13 protein-coding genes are annotated in these 22,927 nt (G+C 45.8%); 11 read left to right on the top strand and 2 right to left on the bottom strand.

What is annotated here, in order from left to right; all coding sequences use genetic code 11:
* The first annotated feature begins 121 nt into the window (after positions 1–121).
* From H9625_RS17565 to H9625_RS02070, 3 genes are read left to right on the top strand one after another with little or no spacing between them, the layout of a single operon-like run.
* Positions 122–1,138, top strand: coding sequence for a glycoside hydrolase family 43 protein (locus tag H9625_RS17565; protein WP_087407168.1), 1,017 nt, complete (start codon positions 122–124; stop codon positions 1,136–1,138).
* 9 nt (positions 1,139–1,147) lie between these two features.
* A complete protein-coding gene (locus tag H9625_RS17560; RefSeq protein WP_225226203.1) occupies positions 1,148–2,305 on the top strand; it encodes an alpha/beta hydrolase-fold protein in 1,158 nt (385 codons plus the stop codon).
* A complete protein-coding gene (locus H9625_RS02070) occupies positions 2,302–3,411 on the top strand; it encodes an alpha/beta hydrolase-fold protein (RefSeq protein ID WP_087395575.1) in 1,110 nt (369 codons plus the stop codon). Before H9625_RS17560 ends, H9625_RS02070 begins: the two co-directional genes overlap by 4 nt.
* Positions 3,412–3,785: 374 nt before the next feature.
* Here H9625_RS02070 and H9625_RS02065 read toward each other — a convergent pair whose 3' ends face one another.
* Both H9625_RS02065 and H9625_RS02060 read right to left on the bottom strand, forming a co-directional pair.
* Positions 3,786–4,007 carry a hypothetical protein gene (locus tag H9625_RS02065; RefSeq protein WP_162608599.1) on the bottom strand — a complete coding sequence of 74 codons (222 nt, stop codon included), beginning with the start codon at positions 4,005–4,007 and terminating at the stop codon, positions 3,786–3,788.
* 145 nt (positions 4,008–4,152) lie between these two features.
* Positions 4,153–4,353 (bottom strand): hypothetical protein, encoded by a 201-nt coding sequence (locus H9625_RS02060; protein ID WP_191762853.1) that lies wholly within the window; start codon positions 4,351–4,353, stop codon positions 4,153–4,155.
* Between the two features lie 399 nt (positions 4,354–4,752).
* Between H9625_RS02060 and H9625_RS02055 the strand changes: the two genes are divergently transcribed.
* The 8 genes from H9625_RS02055 to H9625_RS02020 all read left to right on the top strand — a co-directional run bounded on the left by H9625_RS02055 (position 4,753) and on the right by H9625_RS02020 (position 22,892).
* Positions 4,753–7,911, top strand: a complete 3,159-nt coding sequence (locus H9625_RS02055) for a SusC/RagA family TonB-linked outer membrane protein (protein WP_225226201.1) — start codon at positions 4,753–4,755, stop codon at positions 7,909–7,911.
* 12 nt (positions 7,912–7,923) lie between these two features.
* The gene (locus tag H9625_RS02050; RefSeq protein WP_022038701.1) at positions 7,924–9,867 is read left to right on the top strand and encodes a RagB/SusD family nutrient uptake outer membrane protein; all 1,944 of its coding nucleotides are present in this window, start codon (positions 7,924–7,926) and stop codon (positions 9,865–9,867) included.
* A gap of 44 nt (positions 9,868–9,911) precedes the next feature.
* Complete coding sequence (locus tag H9625_RS02045; RefSeq protein ID WP_191762852.1) at positions 9,912–12,791, top strand: SusC/RagA family TonB-linked outer membrane protein; 2,880 nt, start codon at positions 9,912–9,914, stop codon at positions 12,789–12,791.
* Positions 12,792–12,812: 21 nt separating this feature from the next.
* Positions 12,813–14,585: a RagB/SusD family nutrient uptake outer membrane protein gene (locus H9625_RS02040; protein WP_191762851.1), complete on the top strand. Its 1,773-nt coding sequence runs from the start codon at positions 12,813–12,815 to the stop codon at positions 14,583–14,585.
* A 169-nt stretch (positions 14,586–14,754) separates the two neighbouring features.
* Positions 14,755–15,789, top strand: a complete 1,035-nt coding sequence (locus H9625_RS02035) for a DUF5627 domain-containing protein (protein ID WP_191762850.1) — start codon at positions 14,755–14,757, stop codon at positions 15,787–15,789.
* 64 nt (positions 15,790–15,853) lie between these two features.
* On the top strand, positions 15,854–18,127 hold the full coding sequence (locus H9625_RS02030) for an endo-1,4-beta-xylanase (protein ID WP_191762849.1): 2,274 nt from the start codon (positions 15,854–15,856) through the stop codon (positions 18,125–18,127).
* 622 nt (positions 18,128–18,749) lie between these two features.
* Complete coding sequence (locus H9625_RS02025; RefSeq protein WP_087210294.1) at positions 18,750–20,078, top strand: ATP-binding protein; 1,329 nt, start codon at positions 18,750–18,752, stop codon at positions 20,076–20,078.
* Between the two features lie 246 nt (positions 20,079–20,324).
* Positions 20,325–22,892, top strand: coding sequence for a glycosyl hydrolase 115 family protein (locus tag H9625_RS02020; protein ID WP_191762848.1), 2,568 nt, complete (start codon positions 20,325–20,327; stop codon positions 22,890–22,892).
* The last annotated feature ends 35 nt before the right edge of the window (positions 22,893–22,927 follow it).

The following is a 22,927-nucleotide window of genomic DNA, read 5'->3' as shown; positions in this document are numbered from 1 at the left end:
AAGTGTTGCAGGACGTTGCAGTCCGAAGGCAGCCGCGTGGATAAGTGGACGCATCCGGGCATATGCGGTACGCCCCTGCATGGGATGTTTGTGGATATTCAATTAAAAAATAGAGATGCTTATGAGAAAATTATTGGTAGCAGTAGGAATTTTGTTGCTTGCCGGTTGTGCGCAGCAAAAGACCCAGGAAGGATTTCCTGTTTTTCAGAACATGGGTAATCCGTTGATAACGGATAAGTTTACGGCAGACCCTGCTCCGATGGTGTATAACGATACTCTTTTCCTGTATGTAGGGCATGATGAGTATTATGAAGGGCAGGATACCGCTTCGGGTGGAAAGGAATTTAACATCACAGAGTGGCTGTGTTATTCTACGACGGATATGCAGACATGGACCGATTATGGTTCGGTATTGAAACCTACCGATTTCAGTTGGGCGGTAGGTGAGGCATGGGCTTCTCAGGTGATAGAAAAAAATGGTAAATTCTATTATTATACCACCGTGCAGGGAGGAGAGCCTTATGTAGGAAAGGCAATAGGGGTAGCCGTAGGTGATTCGCCTACCGGTCCTTTCAAAGATGCTATCGGCAAACCTCTGGTATGTGATACCATGACTTCCAATGGGGCACGCGGCTGGTGGAATGATATCGACCCTACTGTTTTGATTGACGGAGAGGGTCAGGCATGGATGTGCTGGGGAAACGGCACATGTTTCCTTGCCAGGCTGAAACCGAATATGACAGAGCTTGACGGTGAGATTCAAGTGGTAGATTTGCCGAAATATGTGGAAGGACCGTGGTTGCATAAGCATGGAGACCTCTATTATCTTACTTATGCTTCGATGGGGGTTGACAGGGAAGTCGTTTCGTATGCTACTGCACCTTCGGTTGCCGGTCCGTGGACTTATCAGGGGGAAGTGACCGGAATGGCGGAAAACAGTTTTACCATTCATCCGGGAATCGTTGAGTTTAAAGGGAAATGGTATCTGTTCTATCACAATGCCACGCTTACGCTGGGAGGACATGAGGGTGCCATAGGGCGTAGAAGTGTGTGTGTAGAAGAGTTGTTCTACAATTCGGACGGCACCATAAGAGTGGTGGAACAGACTAAAAAAGGAGTAAGCAACCTTTCTAAATGATTGGAAGATATGAATATGAAGAAATTATCGATTATGCTGGCATGCATTGGGGCATGGTCGGCAGTAACAGCTCAAACTTTGCCGGAAGGTACACCGGCACAAACGAATATCCCTGAAGCGGACTATCCGTGTGTAGATGCCTCATCAAGGGCTACTTTCCGCCTGGATGCTCCTGAAGCCCGAAATGTCCAGGTGGATATCTGTGGGAAAAAATGGCCGATGACGAAAAATCCGGATGGAGTGTGGAGTGTGACCACAGACCCGCTGGTAGTAGGTTTCCACTATTATTTCTTGTTGGTAGACGGAGTAGCCGTCAATGACCCGGCAAGTGAGACTTTTTTCGGGTGTGGCAAGATGGCAAGCGGCATCGAAATCCCCGAATCGCCCGAGGCAGCTGCTTATTATACGTATGACCAGTCTGTCCCTCATGGGCAGGTACGCGAATGCCATTATTACTCTTCCATCGAACAGAAAGAGCGCAGATGCTTTGTCTATACTCCGGCAAATTATGAGACAGATGCTTCCCGCCGTTATCCGGTATTGTACCTGCAGCATGGAATGGGCGAGGACGAACGTGGCTGGAGCCGGCAGGGGAAAATGGCTGATATCCTCGATAATCAGATAGCTGCTGGAAAATGTGTGCCGATGATAGTGGTAATGGATTATGGAAATTGTGGTTATATACATGGAGCCAGACCAGGAGAGTCGCGTGAAGAATTCGGGGCATCATTCACTCCGATTTTGCTGGAAGATATTATTCCTTACATCGACAAGACTTTCCGTACATTGACCGACCGTGATAACCGTGCCATGGCGGGCTTGTCGTGGGGAGGACACCAGACTTTCCAGACCACTTTGGCACATTTGGACAAGTTTGCTTATATCGGGGCTTTCAGCGGTGCCATTTTTTTGCCTCCGGAAGCAGATATGCGTAAGGTATATAATGGAGTGTTTGCCGATGCCGATGCTTTCAACCGCAAGGTACATACATTGTTCATCGGGATGGGTTCGGAAGAAAGTATGGGCAGCAGGGAGCTGAGTGAGAAACTGAGTGTCATAGGTATTAAAAATACGTATTATGAATCTCCCGGAACGCATCACGAATGGTTGACATGGCGCAGATGCCTGAATGAATTTTTGCCTTTAATCTTTAAGTCTGACAAATGATGAAAACTTTACTTGTATCTTTGTTGCTGGCAGTTGCAATGACCTTATCTGCCCAAGACAGGAGCGTCTCAGGGGGCGAACGTTCAGTGTTGAGTGTACGTGCCTCTCAGTATCCTCGTATCTCAGCCGACCATCGTGCTTCTTTTAAAGTCAAGGCACCGCATGCAAAGAGTGTGCAGATAGATTTAGGAAAGAAATATGATATGGTGCGGGACGAAAACGGGGAGTGGACCTGTACAACAGAACCTTTAGGTCCGGGTTTCCATTATTATTTCCTGGTAATTGATGGAGTGCCGGTGGCAGACCCTGCAAGCGAGTCTTTCTATGGATGTAGTATGATGACCAGCGGTATAGAGATTCCTTATCCTGAAGGTGACACTCGTTTTTCTTTAGCAGATGTACCTCATGGCGAGATTCGGATGAAGCGGTATTTCTCGAAAACGGCAAATGCATGGCGAAGGATGTTTGTTTATACACCTCCTTGCTATGAAAAGTCTTCTGTATCCTATCCGGTGCTTTATTTGCAACATGGCGGAGGAGAGGATGAACGTGGCTGGTCGCAACAGGGATTGACGGATATTATTCTGGATAATCTGATAGCTAGGGGCGAGGCTGTTCCGATGATAATCGTTATGCTGGACGGTAATACCAAAGATTTTAATTCGGAACTGTTCAACGACTGCATTCCGTTTGTGGAAAAAACGTACCGGGTAAAGGCTGACAAAGATAGCCGGGCGTTGGCAGGTTTGTCAATGGGAGGTATCCAGACTTTGAATGCATGCATTACACATCCGGAGTGTTTTTCTTATATAGGCGTATTCAGTTCTGGCTGGTGGGTACAGTCGCGCCACGGTATGCCGGCACATGAAACCGAAAAATATTATGAGAAATTGAAAGCACATAAGGATGAGTTTAACAAGGGCTTTAAGCAGTTCTGGTTTTCGATGGGCGGAAAAGAAGACATTGCTTATCAGAATTGTCAGGCTATGTTGAAGCGTTTCGATGAGATAGGCATTCGGTATACATATTTCGAAACGCCGGGTGGGCATACATGGCCGGTTTGGCGTGAAAGTCTTTATCGCTTTGCACCATTGTTGTTTAAGTGATACTAAGAAGCTGTTTTGAATTTCTCCAAAAAGTTTTTCTTGGCTTGATGTATCTGTTTTCGTGTGTGCTTTGGGCGATTTTTTGCACGATAAATTCAAAACAGCTTCTAAGAGCCTGTTTTGAAATTCCACAAAAGTTTAATGAATGTCCGCATTAGGCAAAATGCGGACATTCATATTGGCTGTTTTGAATGACAGGCTTTGTGTGTTTGTGCATGCCTGCCAGCAGCCGGTATATACCCCTGAAAAATGAATATATACTTCATCCGCGTTTGAATATATCTTCATCCGCAGTTGAATATATACTTCATCTGCGTTTGAATATATCTTCATCCGCGAATGCAGTACTACTGTTTTCAACTTTATGAATGTCCTCATTTTGCCAAATTGCCTGTTTGCGGACATTCACTTTCAACTTCTTTATAGTCAGAAGCTGTTTTGAATTTCTCCAAAAAGTTTTTCTTGGCTTGATGTATCCGTTTTCGTGTGTGCTTTGGGCGATTTTTTGGTCCTTTCCGCTCCTGTTCTTCGTCAGATAGCCCGCTATCTTCCTCATCACAGAAGCGGAAATGCCTCAAAAACTCATCCCAAATCATCGCACGATAAATTCAAAACAGCTTCTCAATCAGAAATAAAATGCGAAAAAAACATTTGTCATGCTGAATGAAGTGAAGCATCTCAGATGCGCCCACGTGGATGTCTACGAGATCCTTCACGTTCGTTCCCTTAGATGACAATACATCAAGAATTTTTCGCAAACCAATTTTGTTCTCCTTTAACTTCTTTAACTCCTTTAACTCCTCTAACTCCTTTAACTCCTCTAACTCCTCTAACTCCTTTAACTCCTCTAACTCCTTTAATTTCTTTAACTCCTTTAACTCCTTCACCTCCTCTAACTCCTCTAACTCCTCTAACTCCTTTAACCTCCTTAAATTTTTCCATTTTCTTCTCTTTTAATGAACTCTGATACATGCTTTACAACATAAATGTACGGTTTCTGATAAAAAATGTAACGTTCGGGCTAGTCGATGTAACATACGTGATAATATATGTAACATAGAGAATAATCATTTTCAGACAGATTTTCTACATTTGCAATTGTGAGAATTTATAATTATTATTAACTAAACATTATCAAGTTTATGAAAAGCACAATTCATTTAAAGCTTTCAAGGCTGTTGTTTTACCATGGATTATTTTGATGCTGATACGGTAATTGTTACCGTTTAATCTTCCATCTTTCTTCTTATATATAAGGTAAGAGAGGTGTAAGCAGAGAGAAACATTTGAAAAACATTTTATTTTACTAACATGATGAAAAACATAAGACAACAGTTCTTGATGAAACATTCCCCAGAATGGAGGAAAGTTTTGCAGGTAAGAGGAATCTTGTTCTTCTTATTGTTATGCTGCAGTCTGACAGCGACTGCACAGGGAAAGTTTGTCGTTTCGGGAAAGGTGCTCGACAACAACGACGAGCCGTTAATCGGAGCGACAATCGCACTGAAAGGAAACACCAGCGTAGGTACGGTAGCCGACTTTGACGGTAATTTCACCTTAGAGCTACCTGAAAAGAACGCCACGCTGACCGTTTCTTACATAGGCTTCCTGTCACAAGACGTGGAAGTGAAAGGCCGCAACATGATTGTAATCCGGCTGCGTGAGGACTCCGAAATGCTGGATGAAGTCGTAGTCGTAGGTTACGGCCAGCAAAAGAAAGAATCCGTAGTGGGTGCCATCACCCAGACCAAAGGCGAAGTGCTGCAACGTGCCGGTGGTGTGTCTGATATCGGTGCAGCCTTGACCGGTAACCTGCCGGGTGTGATTACCACAGCCAGCTCGGGTCTGCCGGGTGAAGAAGAGCCGCAGATTGTCATCCGTGGCTCCAGTTCGTGGAACAACAGTTCGCCGCTGGTATTGGTAGACGGTATCGAACGTCCGATGAGTTCGGTTGACATCAACTCCGTAGAATCTATTTCGGTTTTGAAAGACGCATCGGCTACCGCCGTTTACGGTGTGAAAGGTGCGAACGGCGTTATCTTGATTACGACCAAACGCGGACAGGAAGGTAAGGCACAAATCAACGTGTCGGCACAGGCAACTATGAAAGTACCTTCGAAATTGCCTAACAAATTGGATTCATACGATGCGTTGCGGATGCGCAACATTGCAATCGAACATGAATTGGCTCTTTCTAATGCTTTGGGAACCGGAGCATGGGATTACATCACTCCATTTTCAGAAATTAGCAAATATCGTAATCAAACCAATTTGGCTGATTATGAACGTTATCCGAATGTAGATTGGCAAGACGTGTTATTTAAGGATTATACCATGTCTTACAATGCTAGTCTGAATGTCAGTGGTGGTACTCAATTTGTAAGATATTTCGTTGGAGCAGACTTCTTGCATGAAGGTGACTTGTTCAACGTTATGGATAACGGACGTGGTTACAGCGGAGGATTCGGATACAACCGTATCAATGTCCGCAGCAACTTGGATTTTTCTTTAACCAAGACCACTACTTTGAAAGTCAACATCGCTGGTTCGAACGGAGCTAAGAAAACTCCGTGGGGATATACAAATTCAGGCGATTGGGCTATCGCGCAATATTGGGCAGGTGCCTACAGTACTCCGCCCGATGTGTTCTTGCCGCAATATTCGGATGGAAGCTGGGGATATTATCCAGGTGTTTCCAATGTATCCAACTCGGCAGCCAACTTGGCTTTAGCCGGAAGAATGAATACCACCACTACCCGCATCAACACCGACTTTACGTTGGAACAAGACTTGAGTTTTATCACCAAAGGTCTGCGCGCCCGTGCCATGGTATCGTGGGATAATGTTTTTGTGGAAATCAATCGTGGTGTCAATGATTTATTTAATGATCCTATTTACAAATGGATTAATCCAGAAACAGGTATGACTGTTAATAAAGTAACAGAATACACTCAAGACAAATTTGACCCGACAAACCCAATCATGTGGACTACCAGTGGCGGTGAAGTAGACAACAATGCTACTCAACGTAACATGAACTACCAAGTGCAGTTGGACTGGGCACGCGAATTTGGCGACCACAATGTAACTGCCATGGGATTGTTCAGCCGTCAGGAAACCGCTACCGGTAGCATCATCCCGAACCGCCGTGAAGACTGGGCATTCCGCGGCACCTATAACTACGCCAACAAGTATTTCTTTGAATACAACGGCGCTTATAACGGTTCGGAGAAATTCTCTCCCGAATACCGTTTTGCCTTCTTCAACTCAGGCGCTATTGGCTGGATGATTTCAGAAGAAAAATTCATGGGCTTCTCCAAGAAATGGCTGGATATGTTGAAAATCCGTGCTTCATACGGTGAAATCGGTGACGATAACGTAACCGACCGCTGGCTGTACCTGTCCCAATGGGGAGTCGGCGGAGGAACCAACGGAGCTACCCCCATGGCATTGAACCAAGCCATCAGCCCTTACACCTGGTACCGGGAAACAACCGTAGGTAATCCAGACATCCATTGGGAAACGGTGAAGAAATTCAACCTTGGTATCGACTACTCGTTCCTGAACGGTCTGTTTGCCGGTACGGTAGAAGTCTTCCGCGACAAGCGTACCGATGTCATCGTGACTTCAGGTGACCGTGCTGTCCCCTTCTACTTCGGTATGGATGCCCCGGCAGCTAACTTAGGTAAAGTAAAGACCCACGGTTACGAATTAGAACTCCGTGTCAACAAGGTATTTGCCAACGAAATGCGTTTATGGGGTAACTTCAACATGACCCATGCCGTTAACGAAATTATCCAACGGGATGACCCCTTATTGCAACCTGCTTACCAAAAAGAAGCCGGTTTCAGCATTGGTCAAAACCATGCCCACATTGACGCCGGATTTATGGGAAACTACGACCAAATTTACGGTAGCCCGGCACACGACACCAACGAAAACCAGAAACTGCCGGGTGACTATTACATTGTTGACTTCAATGCCGACGGTGTGGTTGACGCACAAGACAGTGCACCTTATGGTTATTCCAGCACTCCGCAGAATACCTACAGTGCAACAGTCGGTTTCGAATGGAAAGGTTTCAGTGCTTTCGTACAGTTCTATGGAGTAACTAATGTAACCCGTGATGTAAACCTGACTAGCTTCGCCAACCGATTGAACACAGTATATGACCAAGGCAATTGGTGGTCGAAGAACGAGGGTAATCCTGAAGTCGTTATACCTCGTTTCACTACTACTCCGAGTTATAATACTGGTACACAAAACCTGTACGATGGTTCGTTTATCCGTTTGAAGAATGCCGAAATTGCCTATACATTCGATGGCGGCTGGGTACAGAAACTGGGAGTCCGCAACCTGAAAGTATTCCTCAACGGCAACAACCTGTGGGTATGGACCCGTATGCCAGATGACCGTGAATCGAACTTCTCGGGAGCCAGCAACCAAGGTGCTTATCCCACCATGAAACGTTTCAATTTAGGTATTAAGTTCACATTATAAAAACAGAGACGTATGAAAAAACGATATAAAACCTTATTATATAGCAGCCTGTTCACCTTGGCGTTGGGCATCACTTCTTGCGAGGATTATTTGGACAAGAATCCGGATTCGACAGTAGATGCAGCCACAGCCTTCCAGAACTTTAACAATTTCCAAGGATTCGTAGAAGAAATCTACAATTGCATTCCGGATAAGGAAAACTGCTATTGGACCACTTCTTTCAATTGGGGAGACGATGAAATTCTAAATACCGAAGGTGACTGGCACATGACCCACCAAATTGATATCGGTAACTTTTGGGCATGGCAAGCTGGACGTATGGGACAAGACGGATGCTGGCTGGATGCTAACCGCGATTGTCCTCCTACTTCTGCCGATCGTATGGACCATCGTTTGTGGGCACATGCCTGGTATTGCATCCGCAAGTGTAACTTGGGATTAGCCAATCTAAATAATATGGTAGGTGCTACCCAAGAAGAGCGCGACCTGATAGCCGGACAGTTGTATTTCTTCCGTGCTTGGTGGCACTTCGAGCTGATGGCATACTTGGGCGGACTGCCTTACATCGATCAGGTATTGGAATCGGAAGGATTGAATTTGACCCGTCCTACCTTCCAGGAAGCAGCCGACAAAGCGGCGGCAGACTTCCGTCAGGCGGCAGACTTGCTTCCGATTGACTGGGAGGATACCTCAGCCGGTATGCATACTCCCAACCAAAACGATTTGCGTATCAACAAAATTATGGCACTGGGCTATTTGGGCAAGACCTATTTGTGGGCAGGAAGCCCGCTGATGGAAAACGGGGCACAAACCGGAGGCTCCCTTACCTATAATTACAATAATGAGTATTGCCAGAAAGCAGCCGAGGCATTCGGTGAACTGCTGAATTTGGTAGAAAGCGGTCAGACCCAGTATGCTTTGGCACAGTACGAATACGATGATATTTACAATCACGAACGTTCTGCCAGTTCAACATCTAGCTTTGATGATATATTTTATACCATGAATCAAGGATGGGAACAACCCGGTTCAGTAGAAGCTATTTTCCGCGGTCCGGCATTTGGTATCAATACCGCAGCATTCAATGCCGCTACCAACTACGGTCCTAAGATGAACAATATCGTAGATGGTGATAAAATTATTCACCAGCCAACAGCCAACTATGTTAACTTGTATGGTATGGCAAACGGTTATCCATTGGATGACCCACGTAGTGGATTCGATCCTACTCATCCGTTCCGTGATCGTGATCCACGTTTCTATCATGATATTGTATTCGATGGTTTCCAATACATTAATGGTGCCGTAAGCGGTATTTTATCAGACTACAAATACTGCCAATTGTATAGTGGCGGAAACATGCGCGATGATACGGAAGGAAACCGCACAGGGTATTTTATTCAGAAACTAACTCCGCATACGGTCAATACTGTAGATAAAGCCCATGACTATAGCCGCAGTTTGCAAATCTATGTTCCTTACATGCGTTTAGGCGATATCTATTTGATGTATGCCGAAGCTTGTGCGGCTATTAGCGGCGCAACAGGTAAAGCCAGCAATTGTTCCCTTACTGCCGAAGATGCTATTAATCGTCTGCGTGATCGCGTAGGCATGGCGCATGTACCGGCAGACTTGACGGGCAACAAAGAAACCTTTATGGACGAAGTACGTCGTGAACGTGCCGTGGAATTGTCTTTCGAAGGTTTCCGCTTTTGCGACCTGCAACGCTGGTTGTTGCTGACTGAAGAACCTTACACCATCAAGACCTCTCAGGAGTTCGACCGTGTAGAAAGTGATGAATGGTTTACCGAAAACGACCCGAGAGATGCGGAAGTGGCCAACTGGCGTGAAGAAGTGCTTGTTACTCGCCAATTCTCTTCCAAACATTACTGGTTCCCGCTGAAGACCGATGACACTTATCTGTATGAAGGACTTGACCAGAATCCCGGTTGGTAAAATGGTAATAGCTGAAAAAAGTATAACATTAAATGAAGAAACAAATGAAAGTAAAATATACACGATTCATTTTATTTGCCGCTGCCTTAGGGTTGCTTCCTGCTTACCAAAGCATTGGGGCACAGACAGCAGAAGCAAATGAGACTGATTCGCTTCAGGCTACAGACCCGTCTGTACAAGTAGCGTTCCGTAAGGTGGCACAGGACGATTTGTTGGGAGGCGTTTCAGTAATCAACATGGAGCAAGTGAACGACAAAAACTATGCCACGTATAGTTTGGATAACCTGCAAGGCTATGTCGGCGGTTGGAATGGAAACTCCTTGTGGGGCATGGACGGCGACAACGCCGGTTACTTGGTCTTGGTAGACGGAGTGCCTCGTGATGCCAATAACGTATTGCCGACCGAAATCGAACAGATAACCTTCCTGAAAAGCGCATCAGCTGTAGTGCTTTATGGAAGCCGGGCTTCGAAAGGCGTGATTTATATTACCACCAAACGCGGCAAATACCAAGAAAAACTGCAAATCGATGTACGTGCCAACACGGGTTTCTACGTACCGAAAGGCTATCCTAAATATTTGGGTTCGGCAGAATACATGACCTTGTATAACGAGGCGCGTGCCAACGACGGACTGGATCCGCTATACAGTGCCGAAGACATCTACAACTACGGTTCGGGTACCAATCCGTACCGCTATCCGAGTTTGGACTATTATTCGTCGGATTACCTGAAGAAGACGTACAACCGCAGTGATGTGACAGCCGAGTTTTCGGGTGGCAACAAGCGGGCGCGTTTCTACTCGAATGTAGGCTACTACCGACAGAATGACATTTTCAATTTCGGCGAAGCTGCCAAGAATTACACTAGCCGGTTGAATATCCGTGGTAATGTGGATGTAACCATCAACGATGACATCAAGGCGTATGCCAATGCCAATGCTACGTTCTACGACGTACGTTCGGGGCGTACCACTTACGAGACAGAAGAAGGAGAAACCTACGACTATTGGACGGAAGCAGCCAGCATGCGTCCCAACCGTTTTGCACCGCTGATTCCACTGAGTTACATTGACCCCAATGCCCTCTCTGCATTGGAACTGATGGGGGTAAACAGTAACGTCTTCGACGGCATGTTCCTTGGCGGAAGCCAGATTGACAACCGCAATATCTTTGCCGACTACTATGCAGCCGGTTACAACAAATACACCAGCCGCCAGTTCCAGTTCGACACGGGTATTGACTTCGACCTGCATAGACTGTTGAAAGGACTTTCGTTCCACTTCCAGTTTGCGGTAGACTATGCCACCAGCTACAACACCTCGTTCAATAATACCTACCGCATCTATACCCCGACGTGGTCGGACTACAACGGTACGGGAGTCATTACCAGTTTAGGTTATGAAGGAACGGATGAAAAGACCGGTGTGCAAACCATCAGTGGCAGTACCGACAACCAGACCATTGCCCTGTCTGCCCATTTTGACTACCACACCACCATCAACAAGGCGCACAACCTGTCTGCCATGCTGTTGGTGAACGGCTATCAACAGACCAATTCAACGGTTTACCACCGTACCAGCAATGCCAACTTAGGCATTCAGGTAGGCTACAACTATATGGGTAAGTATTATGCCGAGTTTAGCGGAGCAGCTGTACATTCAGCCAAACTGGCAGAAGGACACCGCAATGCTTTCTCGCCGGCACTGACCCTTGCCTGGAAACTGCATCAGGAAGATTTCTTGAAAAACTCTTCGGTAGTAGATGAATTGATGTTGGGCGTATCGGGAAGTATTTTGCACCAAGACATAGACTTGGCTAACTATTATATGTACGAAGCGAACTTCAACCAATCTGATGGAGCATGGTGGGGCTGGCAAGAAGGTGTATCGCGCCACTCTGTCAATTCCTTGCGTGGAGCCAATGAAGAACTGACTTTCATTAAGCGGAAAGAGTTTACAGTAAGCCTGCGCACTTCGTTGTGGGACCGTTTGGTAACGGCAGATGCCAACTTCTTTGTCAATTCGACAGAAGGTTTGCCCATCCAACCGAGTACTATTTTCCCAAGTTATTTCTCGACTTACTATCCGGAGGCTTCATTTATTCCGTACGTAAACTTCAATAATAACAAGCGGGTCGGATTCGACTTTGCGGTGAACTTCAATAAAAAAGTAGGCGAAGCAGACCTTTCGTTAGGCGTAACCGGAACTTATTACAAGACAGAAGCGACCCAACGGGACGAGAACTATGCCTATGATTACCAAAACCGTACTGGCAAACCGGTGGATGGCTTATGGGGACTGGAATGCGAAGGCTTTTTCCAAAGTGAAGAAGACATAGCCAACTCGCCCACCCAGAACTTCGGAGGTACAGTACGCCCAGGCGACTTGAAGTACAAAGACCAGAACGGTGACGACGTGATTGACACCAACGATGAAGTCTACTTGGGACGTGGCGGCTGGTACGGTTCTCCGTTTACCTTGGGTATTAACTTTACAGCAAAATGGCGGAACTTTACCCTCTTTGCTTTGGGTACAGGTGGATTTGGTGGTCATGCTTTCAAGAGTAGTTCGTACTATTGGGTATATGGTGATGGCAAATATTCGGAAGTGGTGCGCGGACGTTGGACACCGGAAACAGCTGCTACAGCTACTTATCCACGCTTGACTACCTTAGACGGAAACAACAACTTCCGCAACTCTACGTTCTGGCTTTACAAGACCAACCGTTTCGACTTGGCAAAAGTGCAGTTGACTTACGATTTTCCGAAACGCTTGTTACAGAAAACATTCTTGAAAGAAGCGTCTGTTTACGTAAGCGGTTCGAACCTGTTGACCATCTCGAAAGAGCGCGAACTGATGGAAATGAATGTCGGTTCTGCTCCGCAGACCCGTTTCTACAATTTAGGTGTCAAGGTTACTTTCTAATCTATAAACGAAATAAGAAGTATGAAAAATATAATTAAATTATTAGTACTACTCCCATTGTTTACAATGACGGCATGTGATGATTTATTTGAACCTGCCATCGAAAACAACCGGGACTTGGATGCCATGTATTCAGACCCTGATTATGCTTTAGGCGTATTGGCGAATGGTTACATTCTACTTCCTTACAATACCTCGCCAACCAGTGATGTGGCAACAGATGATGCCGTATCAAACGATAATAGCAATACTTGGCGTGCCATGGCTACTGGAGCTTGGACTTCACAGAACGACCCGGCTTCACAATGGAAAAACTGTTACAATGCCATTCAGTATTTGAACTTATTCTTGGAAAGAGTGGAAAGCGTACCTTTTTCACAAACAGAGAACATTCAAACAATGTTTGTAGACAGTTACAGCGGAGAAGCCTATGGATTGCGTGCCGTTTATATGTATTTCCTGCTGAGAGCTCATGGAGGAATAGGTACAGATGGACAATTGTTAGGTGTGCCTATTAAAACAGTTTCAGAAAGTCCGGAATCAGATTTCAGTCAACCTCGTGATACGTATGCAGCATGCATTGAACAGATTCTTTCGGATTGCGACAAAGCCATCGAATTGTTGCCGCTGGACTATAAAGACAAGCATACCGAGAGTGAAATTCCGCAAAAATACTTGGATTTAGGCATCAATACCGACCAATACGACCGTGTGAATGGAGTATACCGCGCTGGACGTATTAGCGGCAGAATCGTAGAAGCTGTTCGTGCACAAGTTGCCTTGATGGCTGCCAGCCCGGCTTTTGCCGAATCCGGAATCACATGGGAAGAAGCTGCCAACAGTGCCGGAACAGTACTGCAACGCATTGACGGCATCAACGGAATCGATGCAGACGGTTATACCTGGTATTGTAATACCTCGGAAATTGCAGGTTTAGGAAACGGTTCGAATCCCCCAGAAATTATATGGAGAGCAAGTTATAGCGACAGCAATACACTGGAAGGCGATAATTTTCCGCCAAGCCTGTACGGTAATGGACGTGTCAATCCGACCCAAAACTTAGTGGACGCTTTCCCCATGGCAAACGGTTATCCCATCGACAACAGTAACTCAGATTATGATGCGAATGACCCGTATGCAAACCGAGACCCACGTTTGGCAACCTACATCATTACCAACGAAAGCACAGCCGGAAACGCAACGATTACCACCGGTTCGTATGGCACCAACAACGACGCCATTAACCGTGAATCGGGACACTCTACCCGCACCGGCTACTACATGCGTAAACATTTGCGTTTCGACTGTAACTTAGACCCGAACTACAACACCCAGCAACGTCACTATTCTGCCCGTATCCGCTATACGGAAATCTTCTTGGATTATGCGGAGGCTGCCAACGAAGCTTGGGGACCGAAAGGACAAGGCTCATTTGGATTTAGTGCTTACGATGTCATCAAAGCCATCCGTACCCGTGCCGGTGTAGGTACAGACAACGGTGACCCTTATCTGGAAGCATGTGCAAACAGCCAGGACCAGATGCGCGAACTGATCCGCAACGAACGCCGTCTGGAACTCTGTTTCGAGAACATCCGTTTCTATGATTTGCGCCGTTGGAATGCCGACCTGACCGAAGCAGCCCAAGGTGTCAACATCAGCCGTGGCTCAGGCGGAAGATTGACTTATACACCGATTCAAGTGGAAGAAAGAAGCTATCAACCGTATATGGTTTACGGACCGATTCCATACAACGATGTATTGAATTTCGGTTTTGTACAGAATCAAGGATGGTAATAATAGTGAATGTAATAAAGTTGTAGAGAAAATATCGGTTTGTAGAAAACAAGCCTTGGCAGGTAAAGCTCCCTCACGGGCTTTGCCTGTTAAGCCGGTTGAACCGAGTAGGATTCTTTACCTCTTTTGCTTACAACTCTTAATATTAAAGATAAAAAACAGAATCAATATGAGAAAAGTAAATTTATATTCTATATTGTTGGCAGGAATTGCCGCATTGGGCATCACTTCGTGTGAAAACGGCGATGCGGAATTCCCGAACTATGACAACTCTGCCGTTTACTTTGCACACCAGACTCCGGTACGTACATTGGTAATGGGAGAAGATACGTATGACACGTCGCTTGACAACGCCCATAAATGCAAGATTTATGCTACCATGGGTGGGGCATATGCTGGAAGCGGATCGACTGTTATTGATATCATGGTAGACAATGAGCTATGCGACAACCTGTACTTTGCCGATGGCGTGACTCCCGTACGTCCGATGCCTGCAAACTATTATACGTTGTCGTCGGAACAGATTACGCTGAACGAGTTTGAAAACCTGATGGGAGCTGTAGAAGTGACTTTCAGTAATGCGTTTTTTGAGGACCCTGCTTCTATAGAAAACACTTATGTCATTCCCTTACGTATGGTTAATGTAGTGAATGCAGATTCTATTTTATCAGGTGTACCCAGAATTCCCAATGCAGCATGGACTAACTCGGCTATGTGGGATACGGCTCCGAAGAATTACGTACTGTATTGTGTGAAATACATCAATAAGTGGCACGCTACGTACCTGCGTCGAGGTATTGACCAGATTACAGAAAACGGAAGCACTACTACCAATGTGCGTCATGAACAATATATTGAAGACGATGAAGTTTGCAATGTTACGACCAAAGACCTGCATACCGCCATCTTCCCGGTATCAACCACAGTAGGACAAGAGACCTTAACCTGTGATTTGGTACTGACCTTCAACGACAACGACGAATGTACGATTACTTCGGGAACTGAAGGTTTTACAGCAAGTGGAAACGGAAAGTTCGTTGTTGACGGTGATAAAGCCAGCTGGGGGAATGAAGAAGACCGCAATGCACTCTACCTGGATTATAACATTGACTTCGGAGCCAAGCAATACAACACGAAAGACACACTGGTCGTTCAAACCCGTGGCGTGGCTTACGAAGAATTTAGTACTGTATATAAAGAATAAATAAATGCCCGCATGGGCAGGTTGCAGACATTCATATAAGTTAATCGCTTTAAACCAGAAAATTATGAAATATACAAATAAAATATTACTGGGAGCACTTGCCGTAGGCGCATTGTCGGGCTGTACAGACGACAGCATGTTGCCATACGATGTAGGAGCTAAGCCCGAGAGCCTTTCCCAGTATGAATACTTAAACAATTACGATGTACTGAAAAGCTACGTAGACCGCACGGAGAATCCCAATTTCAAATTGGGTATTGCTCTGGCAGCTACAGACTATATCAACGGAGACCAAGTCTATAGTTTGGCTTGTTCCAACTTCGATGAAATGACGGCGGGGAATGAAATGAAATACGCATCGATTGTCAGCGATGATGGAACAATGAATTTCTCTACCGTAACCAGTTTTATTGATGCCGCCCGTCAGGCAGGTATGACTATCTACGGTCATACCCTCGCTTGGCATTCGCAACAGAACCTAAACTACCTAAATGGATTAATTGCAGACAGGGAAATAGAAACAGAACCTGCAGAACCTGTCGAAGTGGAAGATGGAAATTTCAATTATGCTGTCATGGGTAGTTATCAATATTGGTCACAAAAACCGGAAGGTTCAGAAGCCAGTATCACTATCAGTGATAAAGGCTATCTGACGATAACAAATCCTGAATTTATTACCAATAATTGGGATTTCCAATACCATATAGCAGACGGCATCAATTGGGTTCCGGGAACAGATTATACAATTAATATGATGATACGTTCTTCAGTAGAGACATCAATCACAATGGCTGCCGGAACATGGTCGGCAAATCCCGGACTCTCAGTGGCTTTAACACCGGAATGGACCGAGCTTGAAATACCAGTAAGCCCCGGAGCAGAAGGTAGTGGTTTCGTCATGTTCCAGTCAGGTAATTTTGTAGGAACTATTGAAGTACAATGGCTGAAAGTTTCACATTTGGAAACTCCTGCCGCAACTCGCTGGATAAACTTAGTAACCAATGGTGATGCTGAAGGAGATGATGTATCTTGTTTCTTCGCCACCGAACCCGGTGTAGGAGGTCCGAATCCTTGTACGATTGGCGAAGCCGGAACCGGTGCAGACGGTGTAGGACATGCTTTTGTCGTTCATTCTGCTGATAACCCAGCCAATACGTATGATACTCAATTCTTTGTAAAAGCCTCACAGCAACTCGTAGCAGGAACAAATTACCGTTTCTCTATGAAATATAAGGCAGACAAAGCAGCAAATTCAGAGACACAGGCTCACAATAATCCAGGTGGCTACATTCACTATGCAATGCTCCCATCGAATCCTTCTTTCACAACCGAATGGCAAGACATGGAAGTAACTGGTACTATTTCTGCAGAACAAGCTGGAGAAAGCGGTATGAATACCATTGCCTTTAACTTGGCTGTATTAGGTGAAGCAAATACCTATTATTTTGATGATATTGCTTTTGAAATAGAAGGAGAAGGTGACAAAGAGCCATTGACCCCCGAAGAAAAGAAAGACACATTAACTTGGGCAATGGATAACTGGATTAACGGTATGATGGAAGCTTGCGGCGGCTATGTCACCACTTGGGAAGCCGCAAACGAAACCGTATCGGGAGCAGACGCAGACGGTGACGGCTGGTACGACCTGCAGTCGGCAACCAACGGTGACCCGGAAACCAACTTCTACTGGCAAGACTACCTGGGCAACGAAGACTATGTGCCTATCGTGACCAAGGCGGCTGAAAAATATTTTGCCGAATATGGAGGTAACCCGGCAGACCTGAAACTCTTCATCAACGACTACAACCTGGAATCGTGGTGGGACGGCAACCAGAAGCTGAAGAGCCTTATCCACTGGATTGAAGTATGGGAAGCCAACGGTGCCAAGATTGATGGTATCGGTACGCAGATGCACGTCAGCTACATCCTGAACGAGGCAGACCAGAAAGCCCAGGAAGATGCTATCGTGAATATGTTCGAACTGATGGCGGCAACCGGTAAGCTCATCAAGATTTCGGAATTGGATATGGGCATTGTAGAAAAAGCCTTCGGCGAAGGCATCAAGACCGAAAATGTAACCTTCGACCAACAACTGAAGATGGCAGAGTTCTACCAGTTCATCATCGATAAGTATTTCGAAATCATTCCAGCTGCACAACGGTATGGCATTACGCAATGGTGCATAACGGACAGCCCGGCTGAATCTGGCTGGAGAGGTGGTGAACCTGTAGGACTTTGGGACTTGAACTATAGCCGCAAACCTGCTTATGGCGGTTTCGCTAATGGTTTGGCTGGCGAAGTAATTGCTGAACCTTCTGCTTCTGTAAGCAATGAATGATACTTTGCATGGAACGGAAAAAGTAGATGTGTGCGTCTTTTTTCATAGCCGTGATAGTATAATTTAATTGATTCGGTTCTCTCGGCAGCGGAATTACCTGTTAAAGGATAATTCCGCTGCTTTTTATAGTAGAACAATATTGGTTTATAAAAATGTCCAAGATAACAATTCCCGTTATAATCGAATGGGCTTCCGCAGGAAATGAGTACTCAGAATGACATTACTTTTTAATTGTCGTTTTTTATTTTGAGACAGCCTCAGAAGATATCCACATGGATAAGTGGACGCATTCGGGCGTATGCGATACGCCCCTACATGGGATGTTTGCGGAATTCAATTTGTTTTTTCAATATAAGATTATCCTCTTTCGGATATAGGATAATCATTTTGCATTCTTCATTTTCTTGTTTTGCCTCCGTTTTGCGACAAAAACAAGAGGATTTTGCCTCCGTTTTACAACAAAAACAGATAAGTTTTGCCTCCGTTTTGCGACATTTCTTTATCTTTGTAGCTGTAAACCAATTTGTTTGAGTAAATATACAAAATGGAATGAGATTTAGAAACACAGTTTCTGAACAGGCAGATTATATAAACTGATTAGGATTAATTGTTTAGTATAGTTATGTTTAAACGGACGATATTACAACATTTGGAACAGTGGAAAACCGATACGCATCGCAAACCGCTTGTATTGAGAGGGGCACGTCAAGTAGGGAAAACGACCGTAATAAATGAGTTTGGCAAAACTTTTGATAATTATTTGTCGCTTAATCTGGAGAAACGGGAAGCTGCTGCTTTGTTTGAGATGGAAATGCCGCTGAAGGATTTGATGCCGTTGCTGTTTGCACATTGCGGTTTATCTCGTAAGCCGGGCAGTACGCTGTTGTTTATCGATGAGATTCAGAATTCTCCTAAAGCTATAGGCTTGCTGCGTTATTTTTATGAAGAGTTGCCAGAACTGCATGTAGTGGCGGCAGGTTCTTTGCTAGAGAATCTGGTAGAGGTCAACGTTTCGTTTCCGGTAGGCAGGGTGCAATACATGGCTTTACGTCCTTGTTCGTTTCGAGAGTTCCTGGGTGCTATAGGTGAAGAGGCTTTGCTGCCGGTGTTGGAGCATCCGCAAGCTACGGTGCCTTTTCACGGCAGGCTGATGCAATTGTTTAACCGCTATACACTGATTGGTGGTATGCCTGAAGCTGTCCAGCTTTATGCGGAGCGGAGGGACTTGCTGGCGCTGAGTGACGTATATGAAACATTGTTGCAAGGCTACCGCGATGATGTGGAGAAATATACCAAAGGTAAGTTGCTGAAAGAGGTGGTGCGGTTTATCTTGGAAGAGGGATGGGGAAAAGCTGCACAGCCCATTACATTGGGAGGATTTGCCTCGTCTTCTTACCAGGCACGTGAAGTGGGTGAAGCTTTCCGGCTGCTGGAAAAAGCCATGTTGCTGGAATTGGTTTATCCTACCACATCGACAGAGGTGCCGGCTTTGTCGGAAACCAAGCGGACACCTAAGTTGATATGGCTGGATACCGGTTTGGTGAATTATGCGGCACAAGTGCAGAAAGAAGTCTTAGATGCTAAAGACCTGCAGGATGCGTGGCGGGGAAGGATTGCCGAACATGTTGTGGCGCAAGAACTGCTTACGCTGACTGATAAAGTGAGCCAAAAGCGAAATTTCTGGATGCGAGGAAACGATTCGTCGGCAGAAGTGGATTTTGTGTGGGTACAGCAGTCGCGGCTATATCCTATAGAAGTGAAAACAGGGCACAATGCACATCTGCGTTCTTTGCATTCGTTTATGGAACGGTCTTCACAGACGGTGGCAGTGCGTGTATGGTCGCAACCTTATTCGATAGACGAGGTGAAGACTGTAGGAGGTAAAAACTTCAGGCTGATAAACTTACCTTTTTACTTAGTGGGTAGCATTAATCGGCTATTGGCTGAATAGTGTATAAGAAGCCAAAGGCAGCCGGGAGGGTTTGTGTTACTTTTGTAAACGATTTTGGCACCTGGGTGAATGTGCTGGTACGTGGAGAAATGAATCTGATACGTTTGTTAATGGAAGGAATGCCCGTTTGTATTACCTTTGCAAGCGAGTATTTGTGCATTTTATGGTCAACCGGAAAATAGAATGCGGAAAATCACTTGTTATGCTGTTGCTGATAATATATAAACATAAAACACTTGAATCCTTATGAAAAAACTAAGTGCCCTTTTGGGGCTTTTGCTTGGCGTTCTTTACGCTTATGCGGCGGAACCGTTTATTACTTTCAAGAAAACAGAAGGTGCTTTTCCTGTTGTCGGCAATGGACAGCCTTGTACCATACTGGTCGACAAGAACGAGAACAGTGCCATTCTGATTGCTGTTAAAAATTTGCAGGAAGACTTCTTGCGTGTGACTGGCAAGAAAGCCGAAACCGTAAACACGCCTTCGGACGGGAGGTACATCCTGGTGGGAAGTATCGAATCGCCTTTTATCAAACAACTGTTTAAAGCAGGCAAGCTGAACAGGAAAGACCTGGAAGGGAAAAACGAAAAATATGTCATTCAGACTGTAGACCAGCCGCTGGAAGGGGTAGAACAGGCATTGGTCATTGCCGGAAGTGACCGGCGCGGAACCGTTTACGGCATCTACGAACTTTCCAGACAGATGGGTGTATCGCCTTGGTACTGGTGGATGGATGTGCCTGTTACTCGTCAGACAGAAGTCTATGCCCAAGCCGGTGTGTATACCGATGGCGAACCTGCCGTGACTTACCGTGGTATCTTCCTGAACGATGAGGCTCCCTGTCTTACTACCTGGGTGAAAAATACGTATGGTACCAATTATGGCGACCATCGTTTCTATGCCCGCGTATTCGAATTGATCCTGCGACTGAAAGGGAACTTTATGTGGCCTGCCATGTGGGGATGGGCTTTCTATGCCGATGATCCGGAAAACAGCAAGACGGCTGATGAGATGGGAATCATCATGGGCACTTCGCACCACGAACCGATGGCACGTAACCATCAGGAGTATGCCCGTAACCGGGAAAAATATGGAGCTTGGAATTATGAAACCAATCCCGAGGGATTGAACCGTTTCTTCCGCGAAGGCATCGAACGCATGAAAGATACTGAAGATGTGGTAACCATCGGTATGCGGGGTGACGGTGATACAGCCATGGGAGGTGAAGAAGGAAAAGACCATGAATATGTGCCGCAGTTTGAACGCAACAAGCGATTGATGGAAACGATTTTCAAGAACCAACGCCGGATAATCAAAGATGTCACCGGACGGTCAGCCAAGGAAACGCCACAGGTATGGGCGCTCTATAAAGAGGTGTTGGAGTATTACGACCGCGGATTGCGTGTCCCCGAAGATGTCATCATGTTGCTGTGTGACGATAACTGGGGCAATGTGCGTCGCTTGCCGAATGCTGAAGAACGTAAGCATCCCGGTGGCTGGGGCATGTATTATCACGTAGACTATGTAGGTGCGCCACGTAATTCGAAATGGATAAATGCTACCCCCATACAGAATATGTGGGAACAGTTGCAACTGACTTATGAATATGGTGTCGACAAGCTTTGGGTGCTTAACGTGGGCGACCTCAAACCGATGGAGTATCCCATTACGCTTTTCCTGGACATGGCATGGAATCCACAGGCATACAATGCCGGGACTTTGCTGCACCATACTTATGACTTTTGCAGGCAGGCATTCGGGGACACGCAGGCAGAAGAGGCGGCACGTATCCTCAACCTCTGCTGTAAGTACAACGGACGGAGCACAGCCGAAATGCTGGACCATACGGTATACAACCTGGAAACTGGTGAATGGCGTCAGGTGGTAGGCGACTATGCACAATTGGAAGCTGAAGCCCTTCGTCAATACATAAGCCTGAAGCCTGAATACCGTGATGCTTACAAACAACTCATTCTGTTCCCGGTACAGGCAATGGCAAACCTGCACGAGATGTATTATGCTCAGGCTATGAACCTGAAACTGTATGCCGAAGGAAATCCTGAAGCCAACGCATGGGCGGATAAAGTGGAAAAGGCTTTTGCACGCGACAAGCAGCTGTGTGATGACTATAACCATGCTATGTCGGGAGGAAAGTGGAACGGCATGATGATTCAGAAGCATATCGGATATACTAGCTGGAGTGATAACTTCCCGGCAGACAAATTGCCTGAAATCCACCGAATCGGAAATCCGGAAGCTGCTACAGGAGGTTATCTGTTTACAGGAAAAGACGGGTATGTGGCAATGGAAGCCGAACATTATTTTGCCTGTACGGATGCCGGTGAGGCTAAATGGACCGTAATCCCTTATATGGGACGCACACTGAGTGGCATGTCGCTGATGCCTTACACCGTTCCGGCAAACGGCGCGTCATTGTCTTACAAACTGAATATACCTGAAAAAGCAGATTCGGTTACAGTACATGTCATTGTGAAGTCTACCCTGGCTTTCCACACTCCGGAAGGACATAAGTATAGCATTGGTTTTGAAGGCGGGCAAGAGGAAACCGTCAATTTCAACCGTGACCTGAATGAAGATCCTGAAAATATTTATACGGTATATTATCCCACCATTGCACGCCGTGTAGTAGAAAAACAGGTTCGCTTGAAACTCCCTGTATCGGCAGACGGGACTTATACGCTGAACTTCCGTCCGTTAGACCCGGGTATTGTGCTTGAAAAAATCGTAGTAGATTACGGAGGTTATCAACCCGCATATCTTTTCGGTAACGAATCGCCTTGCCGGCGTAAGTAATAGATAGCGGCAGGCTTTTGCGTCTGCCGGTTTAA

Source organism: Phocaeicola intestinalis (genome assembly GCF_014837065.1).
GTDB lineage: Bacteria > Bacteroidota > Bacteroidia > Bacteroidales > Bacteroidaceae > Phocaeicola > Phocaeicola intestinalis.
This window is presented reverse-complemented; position numbering and strand designations above follow the sequence as displayed.

Coding starts and splice junctions, on each gene's coding strand:
- H9625_RS17565 (WP_087407168.1), top strand. CDS start 122: ATGAGAAAATTATTGGTAGCAGTAGGAATTTTGTTGCTTGCCGGTTGT.
- H9625_RS17560 (WP_225226203.1), top strand. CDS start 1,148: ATGAATATGAAGAAATTATCGATTATGCTGGCATGCATTGGGGCATGG.
- H9625_RS02070 (WP_087395575.1), top strand. CDS start 2,302: ATGATGAAAACTTTACTTGTATCTTTGTTGCTGGCAGTTGCAATGACC.
- H9625_RS02065 (WP_162608599.1), bottom strand. CDS start 4,007: ATGATTTGGGATGAGTTTTTGAGGCATTTCCGCTTCTGTGATGAGGAA.
- H9625_RS02060 (WP_191762853.1), bottom strand. CDS start 4,353: ATGGAAAAATTTAAGGAGGTTAAAGGAGTTAGAGGAGTTAGAGGAGTT.
- H9625_RS02055 (WP_225226201.1), top strand. CDS start 4,753: ATGAAACATTCCCCAGAATGGAGGAAAGTTTTGCAGGTAAGAGGAATC.
- H9625_RS02050 (WP_022038701.1), top strand. CDS start 7,924: ATGAAAAAACGATATAAAACCTTATTATATAGCAGCCTGTTCACCTTG.
- H9625_RS02045 (WP_191762852.1), top strand. CDS start 9,912: ATGAAAGTAAAATATACACGATTCATTTTATTTGCCGCTGCCTTAGGG.
- H9625_RS02040 (WP_191762851.1), top strand. CDS start 12,813: ATGAAAAATATAATTAAATTATTAGTACTACTCCCATTGTTTACAATG.
- H9625_RS02035 (WP_191762850.1), top strand. CDS start 14,755: ATGAGAAAAGTAAATTTATATTCTATATTGTTGGCAGGAATTGCCGCA.
- H9625_RS02030 (WP_191762849.1), top strand. CDS start 15,854: ATGAAATATACAAATAAAATATTACTGGGAGCACTTGCCGTAGGCGCA.
- H9625_RS02025 (WP_087210294.1), top strand. CDS start 18,750: ATGTTTAAACGGACGATATTACAACATTTGGAACAGTGGAAAACCGAT.
- H9625_RS02020 (WP_191762848.1), top strand. CDS start 20,325: ATGAAAAAACTAAGTGCCCTTTTGGGGCTTTTGCTTGGCGTTCTTTAC.